16 protein-coding genes are annotated in these 18,126 nt (G+C 58.0%); 7 read left to right on the top strand and 9 right to left on the bottom strand.

Annotated features, from left to right (window positions below):
• The first annotated feature begins 18 nt into the window (after positions 1 to 18).
• From ACYZT7_RS05525 to ACYZT7_RS05515, 3 genes are read left to right on the top strand one after another with little or no spacing between them, the layout of a single operon-like run.
• Complete coding sequence (locus tag ACYZT7_RS05525) at positions 19 to 393, top strand: septal ring lytic transglycosylase RlpA family protein (protein ID WP_462040257.1); 375 nt, start codon at positions 19 to 21, stop codon at positions 391 to 393.
• A 50-nt stretch (positions 394 to 443) separates the two neighbouring features.
• Complete coding sequence (locus ACYZT7_RS05520) at positions 444 to 1,505, top strand: calcium/sodium antiporter (protein ID WP_462041743.1); 1,062 nt, start codon at positions 444 to 446, stop codon at positions 1,503 to 1,505.
• Positions 1,502 to 1,882: a carboxymuconolactone decarboxylase family protein gene (locus ACYZT7_RS05515; RefSeq protein WP_462036457.1), complete on the top strand. Its 381-nt coding sequence runs from the start codon at positions 1,502 to 1,504 to the stop codon at positions 1,880 to 1,882. The genes ACYZT7_RS05520 and ACYZT7_RS05515 overlap by 4 nt, the downstream gene beginning before the upstream one ends.
• Positions 1,883 to 2,014: 132 nt before the next feature.
• Here ACYZT7_RS05515 and ACYZT7_RS05510 read toward each other — a convergent pair whose 3' ends face one another.
• From ACYZT7_RS05510 to kdgD, 5 genes are all read right to left on the bottom strand, one after another.
• Positions 2,015 to 2,956: an AEC family transporter gene (locus ACYZT7_RS05510; protein WP_462040256.1), complete on the bottom strand. Its 942-nt coding sequence runs from the start codon at positions 2,954 to 2,956 to the stop codon at positions 2,015 to 2,017.
• A 183-nt stretch (positions 2,957 to 3,139) separates the two neighbouring features.
• Positions 3,140 to 4,693, bottom strand: a complete 1,554-nt coding sequence (gene garD, locus ACYZT7_RS05505) for a galactarate dehydratase (RefSeq protein WP_462040255.1) — start codon at positions 4,691 to 4,693, stop codon at positions 3,140 to 3,142.
• Positions 4,694 to 4,704: 11 nt separating this feature from the next.
• Complete coding sequence (locus ACYZT7_RS05500; protein ID WP_462041742.1) at positions 4,705 to 6,162, bottom strand: MFS transporter; 1,458 nt, start codon at positions 6,160 to 6,162, stop codon at positions 4,705 to 4,707.
• A gap of 77 nt (positions 6,163 to 6,239) precedes the next feature.
• Positions 6,240 to 7,685 (bottom strand): aldehyde dehydrogenase family protein, encoded by a 1,446-nt coding sequence (locus ACYZT7_RS05495; RefSeq protein WP_462040254.1) that lies wholly within the window; start codon positions 7,683 to 7,685, stop codon positions 6,240 to 6,242.
• A gap of 72 nt (positions 7,686 to 7,757) precedes the next feature.
• On the bottom strand, positions 7,758 to 8,669 hold the full coding sequence (gene kdgD / locus ACYZT7_RS05490; RefSeq protein WP_462040253.1) for a 5-dehydro-4-deoxyglucarate dehydratase: 912 nt from the start codon (positions 8,667 to 8,669) through the stop codon (positions 7,758 to 7,760).
• Between the two features lie 588 nt (positions 8,670 to 9,257).
• On the opposite strand from kdgD, the gene ACYZT7_RS05485 reads away from it, so the two are divergent.
• Positions 9,258 to 9,605 carry a hypothetical protein gene (locus ACYZT7_RS05485; protein ID WP_449643209.1) on the top strand — a complete coding sequence of 116 codons (348 nt, stop codon included), beginning with the start codon at positions 9,258 to 9,260 and terminating at the stop codon, positions 9,603 to 9,605.
• A 55-nt stretch (positions 9,606 to 9,660) separates the two neighbouring features.
• Here ACYZT7_RS05485 and ACYZT7_RS05480 read toward each other — a convergent pair whose 3' ends face one another.
• The 4 genes from ACYZT7_RS05480 to ACYZT7_RS05465 form a co-directional block, all read right to left on the bottom strand.
• Entirely contained in the window at positions 9,661 to 10,410 is a 750-nt protein-coding gene (locus tag ACYZT7_RS05480) for a FadR/GntR family transcriptional regulator (RefSeq protein WP_046045828.1), read from the bottom strand.
• Between the two features lie 92 nt (positions 10,411 to 10,502).
• Positions 10,503 to 12,230: an ABC transporter ATP-binding protein/permease gene (locus tag ACYZT7_RS05475; protein ID WP_462040252.1), complete on the bottom strand. Its 1,728-nt coding sequence runs from the start codon at positions 12,228 to 12,230 to the stop codon at positions 10,503 to 10,505.
• 96 nt (positions 12,231 to 12,326) lie between these two features.
• Entirely contained in the window at positions 12,327 to 12,893 is a 567-nt protein-coding gene (locus ACYZT7_RS05470) for a response regulator transcription factor (protein WP_449643206.1), read from the bottom strand.
• Positions 12,886 to 14,148, bottom strand: coding sequence for an ATP-binding protein (locus ACYZT7_RS05465; RefSeq protein ID WP_095129467.1), 1,263 nt, complete (start codon positions 14,146 to 14,148; stop codon positions 12,886 to 12,888). Before ACYZT7_RS05465 ends, ACYZT7_RS05470 begins: the two co-directional genes overlap by 8 nt.
• Before the next feature lie 361 nt (positions 14,149 to 14,509).
• Between ACYZT7_RS05465 and ACYZT7_RS05460 the strand changes: the two genes are divergently transcribed.
• The 3 genes from ACYZT7_RS05460 (at position 14,510) to ACYZT7_RS05450 (ending at position 18,124) form a co-directional block, all read left to right on the top strand.
• The gene (locus ACYZT7_RS05460; protein ID WP_462040251.1) at positions 14,510 to 15,226 is read left to right on the top strand and encodes an SIMPL domain-containing protein; all 717 of its coding nucleotides are present in this window, start codon (positions 14,510 to 14,512) and stop codon (positions 15,224 to 15,226) included.
• Between the two features lie 623 nt (positions 15,227 to 15,849).
• The gene (locus tag ACYZT7_RS05455; RefSeq protein ID WP_462040250.1) at positions 15,850 to 17,013 is read left to right on the top strand and encodes an ATP-grasp domain-containing protein; all 1,164 of its coding nucleotides are present in this window, start codon (positions 15,850 to 15,852) and stop codon (positions 17,011 to 17,013) included.
• Positions 17,014 to 17,038: 25 nt separating this feature from the next.
• Positions 17,039 to 18,124 carry a cupin domain-containing protein gene (locus tag ACYZT7_RS05450; RefSeq protein ID WP_462040249.1) on the top strand — a complete coding sequence of 362 codons (1,086 nt, stop codon included), beginning with the start codon at positions 17,039 to 17,041 and terminating at the stop codon, positions 18,122 to 18,124.
• Positions 18,125 to 18,126: the final 2 nt, after the last annotated feature.

Below are 18,126 nucleotides of genomic sequence, written 5' to 3'. Positions count from 1 at the left end.
GTATGTGGAAACCTTCGAATGAAACGCTTCCTCAGTGCCTGCGCCCTGCTCTCTTTGCTGGCCGGTTGCGCCAGCACCGATGCCATCGATCCACACGGCTACAACAAGACTGGTGTTGCCTCTTATTACGGCGCCAAACACCAAGGTAAACGCACCGCCAGCGGCGAGCGTTTCAACAAGAATTCCCTGACCGCCGCCCACCGTCAGTTGCCCTTTGGCACGCGGGTGAAGGTCACCAATCTGAATACCGACAAATCCTGTGTAGTGCGCATCAACGATCGCGGGCCATATACCCGTGGACGGCTGATCGATGTTTCACACGAGGCCGCCGAACAACTGGGTATGCTCAGAAGTGGCACCGCACGGGTTCGCGTGCAAGCCCTCGACGACTGACAGATGGAGTGCCGACCATTTTCGGACTTGCCGATTTACCCCTGATCAGCGTGATTGAATTGCTCAGCGGCTTGCTGTTGCTGATCGCCGGCGCCGAGCTGATGGTGCGTGGCGCCGTGCGCTTCGCCGCGCGCCTGCATGTACGACCGCTGATTATCGGCCTGACCATCGTCGCCCTTGGCAGCAGCGCACCGCAGATGGCGGTCAGTCTGCAAGCCACCCTGGCGCAGAACGCCGACATCGCCGTCGGCAGCGTGATCGGCAGTAGCATCTTTAACATTCTCGTCACCCTCGGACTCTCGGCGATGATCATTCCGCTGCGGGTTTCACGGCAACTGGTGCGCCTGGATATTCCGCTGATGATCGGCGCCAGCCTGCTGGTATTCGTATTGGCCTGGAACGAAGAACTGACCCGCGCCGACGGCGTGATGCTGCTGGCGGCACTGGTGCTGTATCTGGGCCTGCTGCTGCGCCAGTCGCGGCACTCGGCCCGCCCGCAATCGACGACCCATGAAGTCCCGCAAGCACCCTGGATCAGCAGTTTGCTGATGATCGTCAGCGGATTGGCGATGCTGGTCTACGCCGGGCACTTGCTGTTGGGCGCGGCGGTTTCGGTCGCGACCGACCTCGGGCTGTCGGAGCGGATCATCGGCCTGACCATCGTTGCTGTCAGTACCTCCCTGCCGGAACTGGCCACCTCGTTGATTGCCGCCTTGCGCGGTCAGCGCGACATCGCCGTGGGCAACGTGATCGGCAGCAACCTGTTCAACCTCTTGGGCGTGTTGGGCTTCACCGCGTTGATCGCGCCGTCGCCGCTGTCGGTATCGCCCAACGCCCTGGATTTCGACTTGCCGGTAATGCTCGGCGTCGCGGTGTTGTGCCTGCCCGTGTTCTATTCCGGATACCGGGTGACCCGCGCTGAAGGTCTGATGTTTTTGGGTTTGTATCTGGCTTACGGTCTGCACGTGGTGTCGTTCACCACCGGCATGCCGCTGGCCGGCAAGCTTGAACACCTGATGCTGTTTTTTGCCCTGCCGGCGCTGGTGGCGTTTTTGCTGTTCACGTCGCTGCGCGCCTGGCGCCGCCAACACCACAAGAGTGAACTGCCATGACCGATGATAGAAAGCCTGGCGTTGAAGTACGCCGCCAAGTGATGGGCGACGCCTTCGTCGACCGAGCACTGGGCAATGCCACCGAGTTCACTCAACCGCTGCAGGATTTCGTCAACGAGCACGCCTGGGGCAGCGTCTGGAACCGCGAAGGCCTGCCATTGAAAACCCGCAGCCTGATCACCCTCGCCGCGCTGACCGCGTTGAAGTGCCCGCAGGAATTGAAGGGTCACGTGCGTGGTGCGCTGAACAATGGCTGCACCGTGGAAGAGATTCGTGAAGCGCTGCTGCATTGCGCGGTGTATGCCGGTGTACCGGCGGCCATCGATGCGTTTCGGGCGGCGCAGGAAGTGATTGATAGCTACCAGAAGCCGGAGTAAGCCGCCGGCATTTCCGTTGCCAGGTCTACCGCCATCGCGAGCAAGCTCGCTCCCACATTATTTGGAATGCATTCCCCTGTGGGAGCGAGCTTGCTCGCGATGAGGCCCTGAAGAACACCGCAAATCCCAGGGCTAAATCCACTCGCCCCACTGCAACAGGAAGATCCCGATGTTGGTGGTGACCGCCGCCATCAACGTGGTGATCACGATGATCGCCGCCGCCAGTTCATGATTGCCATTGGCCTGACGGGCCATGACAAAACTGGCCGCGGCGGTCGGGCTGCCGAAGTACAGGAATAGAATCCCCAACTCCGCACCACGAAAGCCCCAGAGCCACGCACCCAGTGTCGCCAGAACCGGCAGGCCGATCATCTTCACCAGGCTTGAGCTCAGCGCCATGTTGCCGCTTTTGCGCAGTGCCGCCAGCGACAACGTGCCGCCGATACAGATCAACGCCAATGGCAGGGTGGTTTGCGCCAGATATTGGCCGGACGTCTCCAGCCATCCCGGCAAGCTGATCTTGAAGTAGGCAAACGGCGCCGCCACAAACACGCTGATGATCAGCGGATTGACCATCACGCTTTTGCAGATGCTCCAAGGGTCGGACTTGATCACCGGGCTGTACACCGCCAGCACAATGGTCGAGAGCGTGTTGTAGAGCAGTATCACCAACGCCGCGAGAATCGCCCCGAGGGAAATCCCGTAGTCGCCGTACATGCTCGCTGCCAGTGCGAGGCCGATCACCCCGTTGTTGCCGCGAAATGCGCCTTGGGTGTAAATCCCCCGGTCTTCCCGCGGGCACTTCCAGATCGCCCAGCCCCAGGCGATGGCGAAACTCGCCAGGGTGGCGAGCGAGAAATAAATCAGCAGCGCTGGTTGCAACGCAGCATGCAGGTCGGCATGCAGGATGCCCAGAAACAGCAACGCCGGCATGGTGACGTTGAACACCAGGGCCGACGCAGTGTGGATGAAGTTGTCGTTGATCCAGTCGATACGCTTGAGCAGCACACCCAGAAACAACATGGCAAACACCGGCGCGGTGATGTTCAGGGTTTCGAGGAAGATAGCCAGCATGCCGGGGGTAACCTTGGGTGAGCGTCGTTAGGGGGCTAATGATAAGCCACCAAGTCCTCCGGCGTCTGTTAGACCGCCTTCGCGGGCAAGCCTCGCTCCTACAGTTTTAAGTCGTTCGCGGAAAATACGTACGACACAATCCTGTAGGAGCGAGGCTTGCCCGCGAAGAACGATAACGTGGTATCAGGTGATGGGTGCAGGGTTAAACAACGTGATGTCGTTATGCAGCTTGTGCTTCTCCGCCCAGGTTTGTTTCTTGCCGCTAGCCACGTCCAGGTAGTAGTGAAACAACTCCCAGCCAAGGTCTTCAATCGAGGCCCGCCCGGTCGCAATCCGCCCGGCATCGATGTCGATCAGGTCCGGCCAACGCTGCGCCAGTTCGGTCCGGGTCGACACCTTCACCACCGGCGCCATCGCCAGCCCATAAGGGGTACCACGTCCGGTGGTGAACACATGCAGATTCATCCCCGCCGCCAATTGCAACGTCCCGCAGACAAAATCACTGGCCGGGGTCGCACAGAAAATCAGCCCTTTGCGCTTGAAGCGCTCGCCAGGGCCAAGCACCCCATTGATCGCGCTGCTGCCGGATTTGACGATCGAGCCCAGGGACTTCTCGACAATGTTCGACAACCCGCCCTTCTTGTTCCCCGGCGTGGTGTTGGCGCTGCGATCCGCTTCACCCTTGGCCAGGTAACGGTCGTACCAGTCCATTTCCCGCACCAGTTCCTGAGCCACTTCCTCGGTTTCCGCACGGGACGTCAGCAAATAAATCGCGTCGCGCACTTCGGTGACTTCGGAAAACATCACCGTCGCGCCCGCCCGCAGCAACAGGTCCGAGGCATAGCCCAACGCCGGGTTGGCGGTGATGCCGGAAAACGCATCGCTGCCGCCGCACTGCATGCCGAGAATCAGCTCGGACGCCGGCACCGTTTCCCGGCGACGCTGATCGAGTTTCTTCAAACGGGTCTCGGCCAACGCCATGATCTGCTCGATCATTTCAATGAAACCGTGACTTGAATCCTGCAAGCGGTACAGCCACGGATCGCTCAAATCCACCGAGCTGTCGTTCTCGTGCATCACCTGCCCGGCCTGCAATTTCTCGCAGCCCAGGCTGATCACCAACGCTTCGCCACCCAAATTCGGGTTACGCGCCAGGTTGCGCACGGTACGGATCGGGATGTACGCGTCAGTCGCGGTAATCGCCACGCCGCAGCCGTAGCTGTGGGTCAGTGCGACCACGTCATCGACGTGCGGATACTTGGGCAACAACTCGTCCTTGATGCGCTTGACCGCATGATCGAGCACGCCAGTGACGCACTGAACCGTCGTGGTAATCCCCAGAATGTTGCGCGTGCCGACGGTGCCGTCGGCGTTGCGATAACCCTCGAACGTAAAGCCTTCCAGCGGTGCCTGCGCCGCCGGCACTTCGGTGGACAGCGGCAAACTGTCCAGCGGTGGCGCAGTGGGCATGCGCAGTTGATCTTCCTTGACCCAGCTGCCGCGCGCAATTGGCTGCAACGCATAGCCAATGGTCTGGCCGTAACGAATCACCTGACCGCCCTCAGGAATATCTTCGAGGGTGACCTTGTGACTCTGTGGCACGAAATCCACGGTGACCAGGCCGTCCGGAAATTCGGTACCGGCCGGCACGCCCTGGTCATTGACCACAATCACGACGTTGTCCCGCTCGTGCAGGCGGATATAGCGCGGCGAGTCGGAATGTTCAATCAACTGCATGACGCCGCTCCTCAGGAATGCGCTTCAGATAATTTATTGTTCGTTTCAGGGCCACTGACTGGCGGCTCTTTGAGGACCACACGTTTGATCGGACCCACGATCACCAGGTAGCTGAACACTGCGACCAGTGCGTTGCAGCCGACAAACACCAGGGCCCACTTGAACGATCCGGTGGAGCTGATGATGTAACCGATCACGATTGGCGTGGTGATCGAAGCGATGTTGCCGAAGGTGTTGAACAAACCACCGCTGAGACCGGCGATCTGCTTAGGCGACGTGTCAGACACCACGGCCCAACCCAGCGCGCCCACGCCTTTACCGAAGAACGCCAGCGCCATGAAGCCGACGACCATCCATTCAACATCGACATAGTTGCAGGCCACGATGCTGCTGGAGACCAGCAAACCAGCAATGATCGGCGCCTTCCGAGCGAAGGTCAGGGAATGCCCCTTGCGCAGCAGGTAGTCGGAAATCACGCCGCCGAGCACACCACCGATGAAGCCGCAGATCGCCGGCAACGAGGCAATGAAACCGGCCTTGAGGATGGTCATGCCGCGTTCCTGCACCAGGTACACCGGGAACCAGGTCAAGAAGAAGTAGGTGATGCCATTGATGCAGTATTGGCCCAGATACACGCCGAGCATCATGCGGTTGGTCAGCAACTGGCGGATGTAGTCCCACTTCGGACCGTCGGCCTTGGCGTCTTTGCCTTTGTCCTGGTCCATGTCGACCATGCCGCCGTTATCCGCGATGTGCTTGAATTCGGCGTCATTGATCATCGGATGCTGACGCGGGCTGTAGATCACCTTCAGCCAGATCCCCGAGAAGATGATGCCGATCACGCCCATGACGATAAACACGTGCTGCCAGCCGAAGCTGTAGACGATCCAGCCCATCAGCGGTGCAAACAGCACCGTGGCGAAGTATTGCGCCGAGTTGAAAATCGCAGACGCCGTACCGCGTTCAGCGGTCGGAAACCAGGCAGCCACAATGCGTGCGTTACCGGGGAAGGATGGCGCTTCGGCCAGGCCCACCAGAAAGCGCAGCATGAACAGCGCAACCACCGCCGTGGACACGCCGAACTCGCCGACATAGCCCTGCAGCACGGTGAACAGCGACCAAGTGAAAATGCTTAACGCGTAGATTTTTTTCGAGCCGAAACGGTCCAGCAACCAACCACCGGGAATTTGCCCGGCCACGTAGGCCCAACCGAATGCGGAGAAGATATAACCGAGGGTAACCGCGTCGATGCCGAGGTCTTTTTGCAGGCTGGAGCCCGCGATGGCGATAGTGGCCCGGTCGGCGTAGTTGATCGTGGTCACCAGGAAAAGCATGAGCAAAATCAAATAGCGGACGTGAGTCGGCTTGGTCGCTTGCATGTAGATGTACTCCCACTGATTATTTTTATGCGCGGGTGAATCTTTGGTTTTTCTGTGGGAGCAGCCGGTCGACGCTCGATTGCTCGCGATGCAGACGCCGCGCAGTGTCAGTCTCAACGCGGTGATGCTATCGCGAGCAAGCTCGCTCCCACAGGTATTGCGGTGTATCAGGAGCCGATGTAGCTGGTCTTCACGACCGTGTAGAACTCTTGCGCGTAGCGACCTTGCTCGCGGGAGCCATAGGATGAACCTTTACGCCCACCGAATGGAACGTGGTAATCCACGCCCGCCGTCGGCAGGTTGACCATCACCATCCCCGCCTGGGAGTGGCGTTTGAAGTGGTTGGCGTACTTCAACGATGTGGTGGCGATGCCCGCGGACAGACCGAATTCGGTGTCGTTGGCCATGGCCAGCGCGGCCTCGTAATCCGCTACGCGAACCACGTTGGCGACCGGGCCGAAAATCTCTTCACGGCTGATGCGCATCGCGGCTTCGCTGTCGGCAAACAGAGTTGGCGCGAGGTAGTAGCCCTCGGTATCGCAGGTCACCAGACCGCCGCCGCTGACCAGACGTGCACCTTCGGACTGGCCGATGTCGATGTACTTCATGTCTTGTTCAAGCTGAGCCTGGGAAACCACCGGACCGATGTCGGTGCCGGTTTTCAGCGCGTGACCGACCTTGATCGACTTCATACGCTCGGCCACCGCTTCAACGAACTTGTCGTGAATTGCGGCGGTGACGATGAAGCGGCTCGAGGCGGTGCAACGCTGGCCGGTGGAGTAGAACGCGCTCTGCACCGACAGCTCGACCGCTTGCTTGAGGTCGGCGTCGTCGAGAATGATCTGCGGGTTCTTGCCGCCCATTTCCAGCTGAACCTTGGCCTGGCGCGACACGCAGCTGACGGCGATCTGACGACCAACGCCCACGGAACCGGTGAAGCTGATGCCGTCGACTTTCGGGCTCTGCACCAGCGCATCGCCAACCACTCGACCGCTGCCCATCACCAGGTTGAACACGCCGGCCGGGAAGCCTGCGCGGGAGATGATTTCGGCCAGCGCCCAGGCGCAACCCGGCACCAGGTCCGCCGGTTTCAGCACGACGCAGTTGCCGTAGGCCAGGGCCGGAGCGATTTTCCACGCCGGGATCGCGATCGGGAAGTTCCATGGCGTGATCAGACCGACCACACCTAGCGCTTCGCGCGTTACTTCGACGTTCACGCCCGGACGCACCGACGGCAGGTAGTCGCCGGACAGGCGCAGGCATTCACCGGCGAAGAACTTGAAGATGTTGCCGGCGCGAGTGACTTCGCCGATGGCCTCAGGCAGGGTCTTGCCCTCTTCCCGGGCCAGCAAGGTACCGAGCTCTTCGCGGCGAGCGAGGATTTCGCTACCGACTTTATCCAGCGAATCGTGGCGAGCCTGGATGCCTGACGTGGACCAGGCCGGGAACGCGGCGCGAGCAGCGTCGATGGCGGCGCGAACCTGAGCCAGATCAGCCTTGGCGTATTCGCCAATGGTGTCGGACAACTCCGACGGGTTGATGTTGGTGGAGTAGTCGGCGCCGGCAACCCATTGGCCACCGATGTAGTTATCGAAACGCTTTAAATCAGTCACAGACTTTCCCCTTAAAAAGAAGTCCTCACGCAAAAAGCCGCTGATCACTCAGCGGCCTTGTTTAATCGGTTGTTATTGCGCGCCTTGCTTGTCGATCAGCGCAGCCAGAGCTTCGTACTCTTCTGGCAGCAGATCGGTCAGCGGTGCACGCACAGGACCTGCGTCGAAGCCGGCAATTTTTGCCCCGGCCTTGACGATGCTCACCGCGTAACCGGCTTTGCGGTTACGGATGTCCAGGTACGGCAGGAAGAAGTCGTCGATGATCTTGCCGACGGTGGCGTGATCCTCGCGGGCAACGGCGTGGTAGAAATCCATCGCGGTTTTCGGGATGAAGTTGAACACCGCCGAGGAGTAAACCGGCACGCCCAGGGCCTTGTAAGCCGCTGCGTAGACTTCGGCGGTCGGCAAACCGCCCAGGTAGCTGAAGCGATCACCGAGGCGACGACGAATCGACACCATCAACTCGATATCGCCCAGACCATCCTTGTAGCCGATCAGGTTCGGGCAGCGCTCGGCCAGGCGTTCCAGCAATGGCGCGGTCAGGCGGCAGACGTTGCGGTTGTAAATTACCACGCCGATCTTCACCGATTTGCACACGGCTTCAACGTGGGCGGCAACACCTTCCTGGCTGGCTTCGGTCAGGTAGTGCGGCAGCAGCAACAGACCTTTGGCGCCCAGACGCTCGGCTTCCTGTGCGTATTCGATGGCTTGACGAGTCGAACCGCCAACGCCGGCCAGAATCGGCACGCTGGTTTCGCAGGTGTCGACGGCCGTCTTGATGATTTCCGAATATTCGCTGGCCGCCAGAGAGAAGAACTCACCGGTGCCGCCCGCGGCGAACAATGCCGAGGCGCCGTATGGGGCCAGCCATTCGAGACGTTTGATATAGCCCGCGCGATGGAAGTCGCCCTGAGCATTGAAATCGGTAACCGGGAAAGACAGCAGACCGGAAGAGAGGATGGACTTCAGTTCTTGTGGATTCATTATTCGAACACCCTGAGTAGCGACGTATGTGTGTGTGTGAGAAAACCATTCAGCCTGCGCCGAAGTTGTAGGTCATCGTACAACTTAATAGGTAACCGTCAACTGCATTTCATCGCCAACCCTAAATTTCGAGTCGGAAAAGTAATTCCTTGGCATTGGAAATCTTCCCTTGTCGATTACAAGGGCAGCCGTTAGCTAGGCGATCAAGGACGGGAAACAACGCCTCAAGGCTAACGGCGAATTAGGTGATACGTTGTCGGAGGTGTTGATAGGACCGACGAAGGCGGCAGTTTCACCCGGCTCCGTCTTCATGGAAGCAATACGTGAAACTGGCGGGAACAATGCTGATCACTTCAAAGGATCGGGTCGACTGGCTTATGCCGCCGGCCGCCGCAGCTCGCAATAAACAATGATTGGGCCAATCGATCAGCGGTGTGTCGATTGAATGGACTGAGTTGCCACTCATCTGAACTGTCATTTCTGACAGTAGATGACGAAGACTCTTCAACTTAGAGTCTGGCTTGGGCCGGTATCGACCGTCTCGAGCAATTCCAGGCGATCCCAATTCATGAAGAAGGACATTCCAGCATGACTACGCAACCCGAAGACTATCCAGCTCCGAAATATCAAGATATCCATCATCGAGATCTCGGAGGCGAGATTTCCGTATCTGGTAACCCGGGAGACATTTATGTTCGCGTCGATACCAACGGTATGCCGGAAGACACTATCGTGTCGGTATTCATGACGTGGCAGTTTGGTAGCGAAGACCATACTGTAAAGCCTGGTAACCCAGGCTACGTTGACAGCAGAATCCGGCACAGCAACTTCGCAGACAAGGTAGGCGAAAAAGCTACCGCTAGGTACACCGTGAAGCTCCCGAACGAGCCAAACAAAGTCACATCTGACGAAGCAACTGCATCTGTAGTGGAGTAGTCAAGCCCGCGACAACGGTTGTTGAAAATGCTTCTGTCGCCGAGCAGTTAAACGCCTACCCCCGCTGCGCCTCTGCCTCTTCATGCGCATGACGCAGCCGCTCCCGGCTATTGGTCAGGTGCAAGCGCATAGCCGCCCGGGCCGCATCCGAATCCTGGCGGGCAATCGCGTCGTAAATTTCTTCGTGCTCACGGCTCAGGCGATTCATGTAGTGCTGCTGATCGTCATGGGCCAGGCGCGCGGAGTTGAGGCGTGTACGCGGAATGATGCTGGTGCCCAGGTGGGTCATGATGTCGGTGAAATAGCGGTTGCCCGTCGCCAGGGCGATTTGCAGGTGGAACTGGAAGTCAGACGCCACGGCATCGCTGGCATGGGAGACACTTTCATTCAACGCGTCCAGCGCTGCTCGCATCAACGCCAGCTGCTCGGGGCTGCGGCGTTGCGCGGCAAGGCCGGCGGATTCCACTTCGAGGCTGATGCGCAATTCCAGAATCGCCAGCACATCGCGCAACGTCACCACGGTGGCCGGGTCGATACGGAAACCGCTCGGGCTTGGGGTATCCAGCACGAAGGTGCCGATGCCGTGTCGGGTTTCTACTTGCCCTGCGGCCTGCAGACGCGAAATCGCTTCGCGCACCACGGTACGGCTGACGCCATGGGCATCCATGATCGCCGACTCGGTGGGCAACTTGTCGCCACGTTTGAGGTGACCGTCGCGGATCTGCTCGGACAGCACCGTCACCAGTTCCTGAGCGAGGCTGCGGCGCTTGCGAGGGAGGCGTGGTGCGTCGATCGGGTTTTCCATGGTGAACGTCTTTCTCGAAAGTTGCGGCTGAAACCGCATCATAGCTCAACGCGGTTGTACGATCACCACCGACCCTGTAGAGACGGCGGTGTTTATGCGGTCACGGTTTGATCCACCAGATGCCCATTTTCAATGCGCACATGCCGTGGATGGAACCGCTTCAGGCTGCTGCGATGCCCGACGCTGACAATGCTCAATCCCGGAATTTCATCGATCAAGACCTGATACAGCGATGCCTCGTCCTCCTCGTCCATCGCCGAGGTCGCTTCGTCCATATACAGCCATTGCGGTGCATACAGCAGCGCACGGGCAAAGGCCAGACGCTGTTGCTCACCCGGCGACAGCATGCGCTGCCAGTGATTCGCTTCATCAAGACGCAACACCAGATGCGGTAAACGGCAGGTTTCCAGCACATGAACGTAGCGCTCGTGCGGATACGTATCGCCAGGCTGTGGATAACTTAGCGCTTCACGCAACGTGCCAATCGGCAAATAAGGCTTTTGCGGCAGGAACAGATACCGCGCCGACGGCAGGCGAATGCTGCCATGACCCGCCGGCCACAAATGCCCCATTGCCCGCAGCAAGGTCGACTTGCCGCTGCCGGAACGCCCGCTGAGCATGACGCGCTCGCCCTCCTCCACGGTCATGTCGGCGTTGGTCAGCAGGTGACGACCATCCGCCAGGTCGAGGCCAAGGTTATGCACCTTCAACGCCGAGCCATGGTTTTGCACATCAATCGCCGGCGCACGCTCTTCGTTGTCGGTCATGGCCTGACGGAAACTCAGCAGACGATCACAGGTGGCGCGCCATTCGGCAAGGTCCTGGTACGCCGTGATGAACCAACTGAAGTTATCCTGGACGTTAGCGAACGCCGAGTTGATTTGCATCAGCTCACCCAGCTGGATCTTGCCAGTGAAGTAACGCGGCGCGGCGACCATGAACGGAAAAATGACTGCGATCTGCTCATAACCGGACGTAAAGAAGGTCAGGCGCTTGGACACTTTCATGATGTCCCAGTAGTTGTGCCAGACCATCCCGAAACGGCTGCTCAAGCGGCGGTTCTCATTAGGCTCGCCGTTGTACAGCGCAATGCTTTCGGCATTCTCGCGAACCCGCACCATGGAGAAACGCAGGTCGGCTTCGAAGCGTTGCTGGTTGTTGTTGAGGCCGATCAGGCGACGGCCAATCAAATGCGTCAGCCAACTGGCGACGGCGGCGTAAACCAGCGCGCACCAGAACATGTAACCGGGAATCGTGAAACCAAACACTTCGATACTGCCCGATACGCCCCACAGAATGATCGAGAACGATACGAGGCTGACGATGTTGCGAATCAACCCGAGCCCCAGGCCCAACGTGTTGCTGGTGAATTTATTGAGGTCTTCGGAAATCCGCTGGTCCGGGTTATCGGTGTATCCGCCCTGCTCCAACTGGTAGTAATTCTTGTGGCTGAGCCAACGGGCAAAATGCTTCTCGGTGAGCCAGGCCCGCCAGCGAATCGTCAGCATCTGCGTCAGATAGAGCCGATACACCGCGCCAAGGATCGCCACCGCAGCGATGCCGCAGAAATACAGAATCAACTGCCAGAAGGCCGCTTCGTCCTTTTTCTGCAGGGCGTTGTAGAAGTCCTTGTACCAACTGTTGATCCACACCGAAATCGCCACACTGAACAGCGACAGCGCGATCACGGCGATCAGCAACGTCCAGGCCTTGCCCTTCTCTTCACTGCGCCAGTAAGGGGTGGTCATGGCCCAGACTTTGCGAAAAAACTGCCCGCGCACAGCATCATTGACCGCGGAATATTCAGCGTTCTGATTCATGGATAAGGCTCGATAAAGAAAAGAACACACACGAACCGATCATAGATGATCGGTTCGGGTTATCGCGAGGGCTGGCGATAATCGTTCAGCGCCTGTTCAGCGACGAACGGGACGCTTCTGCAGTTTGCGCTGCAGCGTGCGGCGGTGCATGCCCAAGGCGCGGGCAGTGGCGGAGATGTTGCCTTCGTGTTCGGTCAGCACGCGCTGGATGTGCTCCCACTGCAGACGATCCACCGACATCGGGTTTTCCGGCACCAGCGTGTCGAGGTCAGCGTGCTCGGAAAGCAGCGCGGCCAACACGTCATCGGCGTCCGCCGGTTTGCACAGGTAATTGCAGGCGCCGCGCTTGATCGCCTCGACGGCGGTGGCGATGCTCGAGTAACCGGTGAGGATCACCACGCGCATTTCCGGGTCCAGCTCAAGTAGCTTGGGCAATAGCACCAGGCCGGAATCGCCGTCCATTTTCAGGTCCAGCGCGGCGTAGTCCGGCAGGTCGGCCTGAGCGATGGTCAGGCCTTCTTCGGCGGAACCGGCGGTGCTGACGCGAAAGCCGCGGCGGGACATGGCACGGGCCATCACCCGGGTAAAAGTTGCGTCGTCGTCTACCAGCAGCAAATGCGGCAGTTCTTCGCCTTCGCCTTCGACTTGGATCTCGTCACTCATGTTCGTCTCCTCGGGCGACACGGGGCAGGCGCAGCTCGGTGAGCGTGCCGCCTTCCTCATGACTGTAGAGTTTCACTGAGCCGCCGGCGCGTGTCACGCTGGCCTTGCTCAAAAACAGGCCCAGGCCGAAACCTTTGCCCTTGGTGGTAAAAAACGGCTTGCCGATCTGCTCAGCGATGGCCAGCGGCACACCGGCGCCGTGGTCGCGGATGCTGATGGTCAAGTCCTCGGCATTCCAGTCCAGCGTCACTTGCAACCCTTCGGGGCAAGCATCGGCGGCGTTGTTAAGCAAATTCAGCAGTGCCTGAGTCAGATCCGGCGGCGGCGCCATGCGCGGCACGGTGCCTTGGCCCAAGCGCTGAAAGCGATAACTGGCTTCCGGGCGCATCAGGTGCCAGCGATTCAGGGCTTCGTCGAGCCAATCGGTGACGTCCTGCATTTCCACTGCCAAACGGCGATTGGCCTCGGCAGCGCGCACCAGTTGCTGCAAGGTCTCTTTGCACAACTTGACCTGATCCTGCAGCACGCTCAGGTCGTCCTGCAACATCGGGTCGTGATGGTCCTGACGCATTTCCTTGAGCAACACGCTCATGGTCGCCAGCGGCGTGCCCAGTTCATGGGCAGCGCCGGCGGCTTGGGTGGCGACGGCCAGCAGTTGCTGATCGCGCAGGCCCTCTTCACGACGGATGGCACGCAGCTCTTCCTGACGGCGCAACTCTTCGGCCATGCGTGCGGCGAAGAAGGTGATGACCGCCGCGGCCAGGGCGAAACTCAGCCACATCCCGTAAACCTGGAGGTTTTCTCGAGCGATCGGGAAAGTTTGCAGCGGGTAGAAGCGCGCCAGCAGCAGGGTGTACATCGTCAACGCGATACCGGACAGAATCACCGAATAACGCCACGGCAAGGTCACGGCGGCGATGGTCAGCGGCACCAGGTAATAAGAGACGAAGGGGTTGGTCGAGCCGCCGGAAAAATACAGCAACGCACTGTGGATAAACAGGTCGCAGGCCAGTTGCACGGCGTATTCGAGCTCGGTAACCGGCCATGAGGTGCGCAAGCGAATGGCCGTGAACGCGCACAGCAACATCGAGCAACCGAGGGTTGCTGCCAGTTGAAACCAAGGCAGCGGCAGCAAGTCCAGCCAGTAGGCCAGGCCCACGGAACCGGCCTGAGCGGCCAACACCAACGTGCGGATGAACGTCAGCCGCCAGAGATTCTGGCGAGTCGCGGAAGTGATTTGAACGGGGGCGAGCATGAGCTCTCCTGATGAGCGCTCCAGGCGGATCGCACGGAGTATAACCAAGCACGGGGGCTGGCAGGCAAAAGTGCGGCAAACGGCCACACTAGTGAGTGTCCTGAAGGTCTTTGTGGCGAGGGGATTTATCCCCGTTCGGCTGCGAAGCAGTCGTAAACCGCTCTCTGCAATAATCTGACAAATTTGTTTGCTGATTTGGGGCGGCTTCGCCACCCAACGGGGATAAATCCCCTCGCCACAGTGTCACCTCCATCCCATCTGTATAGAAGTTGTAACTGTGCGAACCGGATCATAAAAGCTAGAGTCTGATGGTTTCACGCAGGCTCCGAACCATCACCTGCGCACTCATCAAGGAGCTTTCATGCACACATTCCGCCGCAGCGCCGCCCTCCTCGCCCTTAGCGTTGGCGCTATCGCCAGCCTTCCGGCCCTTGCCGCCGATGAGCTGCACTACAACCAGATCGCCCTGCGCGCCGAAGTCAGTCAGGAAGTCGCCCGCGACCTGATGATCGTGACTCTCTACACCGAAGAACAAAACAGCGACCCGGCCAAACTCGCCGCCGACGTCAGCACCACCATGAACAAAGCGCTGGCCCAGGCTAAAGAAGTCAAAGACATCACCCTGCGCCAAGGCAGCCGCAACAGCTACCCGATCTACGACACCAAGGGCCAGAAAATCACCGGCTGGCGCGAACGCGCCGAACTGCGCCTGGAAAGCTCTGACTTCGCCGCGCTGTCGAAACTGACCGGCGAACTGCTCACCGACCTGAAAATGGGCGGCATGGACTTCGCCATCGCCACACCAACCCGCAAGGCCAGCGAAGACGCGCTGCTTAAAGAAGCCGTGACGGCCTTCAAGGCCCGAGCTCAACTGGCGACCGACGCCTTGGGTGGCAAGGGTTACAAAATCGTTAACCTGAACCTGAACAGCAACGGTTATCCACAGCCGTACATGCGTGGGCCAATGATGATGAAAGCGACGAGCATGGATTCGGCGCCAGTCACGCCTGAGGTCGAGGCGGGTACAAGCCAGGTCAGCATGACGGCGGATGGGGCAATTGAAGTGCTGATGCCTTAACCCCCTCGCGAGGTGGTCATTACGATGACCACCTCGTTATTTATCCAAAACGTCATTCATTCTGCTGAAGACTGGCGATTCGACATGCCGGAAATCGCAACCGCCATAAAAATAACTGCCTGGTTAGTAACGAGCCTGTCAATTTAGTTTCCGGTATTGACATCCAGAAACAATAATGAAAGTATCAGCCGCGAGTAAGGACCGTACTCGCTGCAATCAATAAGAAATATAAACGCTCAAGGGATTAGCATGTTTCATATTACAGCTATAAATACGTCTATTCTTCCGCATACCTCCTCAAAAAATACTACGCGCCTTATTCATTTTCGCTAAATACCGTACCCGCCATCAATCTAATTACATCCCCGGTATAAGCCAGCCCATCGCTGACTGACGATCGCTCGATATAACGAGAGTCTCTACAGACTAACTTTTTACTTATGCGCGTGTCTTTCCGCCGTTCGTTTCTGGCACAGAAACGCGCGAAAAACTTTATTAACCAAAATAATCCGGAATTGATACATCAATAGCTAACGCACTACAAACAGGTATTAACCACCCTTTGCCCGCGACCCCCGTTCTCTAGCGAGCGCGTGGTCTATATATTTAATTGAAGGTACGTGATGAAGAACATCGTAATGATCGGCGGACATGATGAAACCTTCATGCACTATGGTGGCTTGAGTTTTGATTTTACCGTGTTGCAATTGCCTGATTCGGTGGGTCCCAATCTCACAGCGCTGACCGACAAGATTCACCTTGTCAGTGATTTTAGCGAAGCCACCGTTCTCGGAAAAATGGATGATATTCTAAAAACCCAGGCGGTCGATTTCATTTTTTCATTCACCGAAGATGGGCTGCTGCCCGCAGCACGCGCCAGCCAGCGTTATGCAATTGCCGGTATGGACTTCGACACCTGCGAAACGTGCATCGACAAGGCCTTGATGCGCACCCGGCTTGAAAATACCGAGTTCGCCGTCAATAGCGAAACCTGCAGATCACGCGCCGACGTCGAACGTTTTTTCAGCGGCCATACCGGTGCCATCGTCCTGAAAGACCCAAAGGGCTCCGGAAGTGAAAACGTCTTTATCATTAAGGACGCTGCGTCCCTGCGCAGTACGCTGGAAGGACTGCCTCAGGAAAACTTCGCCATGCTGGCGGAAGAGTTCCTTAACGGCCGGGAAGTCAGTGTCGAAACGCTGACCATCGATTCGCAACATCGTGTCCTCGCCGTTACCAACAAGCAACTGTACCGAACATCACTTGCAGAAGAGCAACACATCATCTCGCCGGACAATCTCGACAGCGACACGTTCGAGCAACTGAGTCGTTATTGCGAGCGCCTATTGACTGTCATCAACCATACACATGGCCCTTGCCATATTGAGGTCACTATCGCGGATGGACAGTTTCATTTGATAGAGATCAACAACCGGGTCGGTGGCGATTACATCGGCCTGCTGGTTGAACTCACCACCGGCGTTGATCTTTTCAGAGAAACATTGCAATTCCACAGTAACGCAGTCGAAACCAATGTTTGCGAAATACCGGTTCGTTACGAATTCGCCGGATCTCATCTTTTTTATGAGCCGCTGGATACGGAACTTCTCAAGGATGCGTTACAGGAAGTCGACATTATCCGGCTGGTAATGGGTGAGGCTAATCCACCTCTGGGCAGGACGCACACCAACGATGACAAAGTCGGCCTAGTGGTCATCGCCAGCCATGATCGCAAAAAGTTCTATGCCGCCATACACAAGCTAAACAAGCTAAGTTCCGCTAACTAATGCATTAACAACAGGAATAGAAGATATGGAAGTCATCTCCAGGAACGATATCGAAACCCTCAACAGCGTTGTTGTGAATGGCGCCTTGCACGATTTAGGCGTCGTAAAAATATTCTCCCAACATCCCGCGCTGGCCGAATTCATTCCGTCCCAAAGTGAGCTGGCCATCAGTTGGGTCCGGCTCGAAAAGGATCAGGAGCTGTCGGTTCACCAACATCCCGAAGCGAGCCTGATCCTGATTTGTGACGGTTCGGGGAAAACCCTGGGAGCGACCGAACGCAATATTGAGGCCGGCGATATGGTGTTGGTGCCACCCCACTCCCTGCATGGTTTTAAAGGCACCCATGATGGTTTCTGGGCTCTGTCCATTCAGTTCAACGGCAAGGCTTTGTACGAAGACACCACTCGGCCGAACGTAGTCTTCAAGACTCAGGAAACCGAGACTGCCAAGCCCGCCGATGTGCTGTTACGCGACAACGAGGCTTATCTGGATAGCTACAAGAACAGTCGACTATTGTCACTGATCAATTCGCCGTCGATCGACCAACCAGAAGTGCGCGAAAAACTCCTCGACTGCCTGCAGACCTGGTCTGACATGTTTCAGGACCTGCTGCATATCCGCGTGGCTATGACACTGGACCCTGCACACAAGAAAATTGCACTTGAGCACCTGGTGGAAGAACTGGGGCATAACAACAATTTGCGCAGTCAGCGCGATACCCACCACTCGCCCGTATCGGATGCCGCCTTTCACTCCACCATCGAATGGTTCAGGCATCAGATGCTTTACAAGAGTGACATGGTCAAGACGCTGTTGATGCACGTCGTACTCGAAGGTAGCGGAGAGATTTTCCATAGCGAAGCCTCCCGGGTCTTCGCCGACATGCCGCACTTCCAGGAACACGGTGAAGATGATGGCAGCCATGTCAGCATGGGAATAGAACTGCTGAATCAGGCGTCGCCAAAGGAAATCGAAGAGCTGCGTGAAACCCTGAGCGAAGGCTGGAACATGGTCACCCTGCTGTGCGATCGATTTGCCGATATCGCTTGCCCGGGCCACCCGGTGCGCGCAACCCCCTCCTCTCCTAAACCTGTGCCGGTATACAACTGACC

The organism is Pseudomonas sp. RT4P38 (assembly GCF_054897765.1).
This window is presented reverse-complemented; position numbering and strand designations above follow the sequence as displayed.

Coding starts and splice junctions, on each gene's coding strand:
- ACYZT7_RS05515 (WP_462036457.1), top strand. CDS start 1,502: ATGACCGATGATAGAAAGCCTGGCGTTGAAGTACGCCGCCAAGTGATG.
- kdgD (WP_462040253.1), bottom strand. CDS start 8,669: ATGAATCCACAAGAACTGAAGTCCATCCTCTCTTCCGGTCTGCTGTCT.
- ACYZT7_RS05480 (WP_046045828.1), bottom strand. CDS start 10,410: ATGGAAAACCCGATCGACGCACCACGCCTCCCTCGCAAGCGCCGCAGC.
- ACYZT7_RS05465 (WP_095129467.1), bottom strand. CDS start 14,148: ATGCTCGCCCCCGTTCAAATCACTTCCGCGACTCGCCAGAATCTCTGG.
- ACYZT7_RS05450 (WP_462040249.1), top strand. CDS start 17,039: ATGGAAGTCATCTCCAGGAACGATATCGAAACCCTCAACAGCGTTGTT.
- ACYZT7_RS05510 (WP_462040256.1), bottom strand. CDS start 2,956: ATGCTGGCTATCTTCCTCGAAACCCTGAACATCACCGCGCCGGTGTTT.
- ACYZT7_RS05455 (WP_462040250.1), top strand. CDS start 15,850: ATGAAGAACATCGTAATGATCGGCGGACATGATGAAACCTTCATGCAC.
- ACYZT7_RS05485 (WP_449643209.1), top strand. CDS start 9,258: ATGACTACGCAACCCGAAGACTATCCAGCTCCGAAATATCAAGATATC.
- garD (WP_462040255.1), bottom strand. CDS start 4,693: ATGCAGTTGATTGAACATTCCGACTCGCCGCGCTATATCCGCCTGCAC.
- ACYZT7_RS05475 (WP_462040252.1), bottom strand. CDS start 12,230: ATGAATCAGAACGCTGAATATTCCGCGGTCAATGATGCTGTGCGCGGG.
- ACYZT7_RS05460 (WP_462040251.1), top strand. CDS start 14,510: ATGCACACATTCCGCCGCAGCGCCGCCCTCCTCGCCCTTAGCGTTGGC.
- ACYZT7_RS05525 (WP_462040257.1), top strand. CDS start 19: ATGAAACGCTTCCTCAGTGCCTGCGCCCTGCTCTCTTTGCTGGCCGGT.
- ACYZT7_RS05470 (WP_449643206.1), bottom strand. CDS start 12,893: ATGAGTGACGAGATCCAAGTCGAAGGCGAAGGCGAAGAACTGCCGCAT.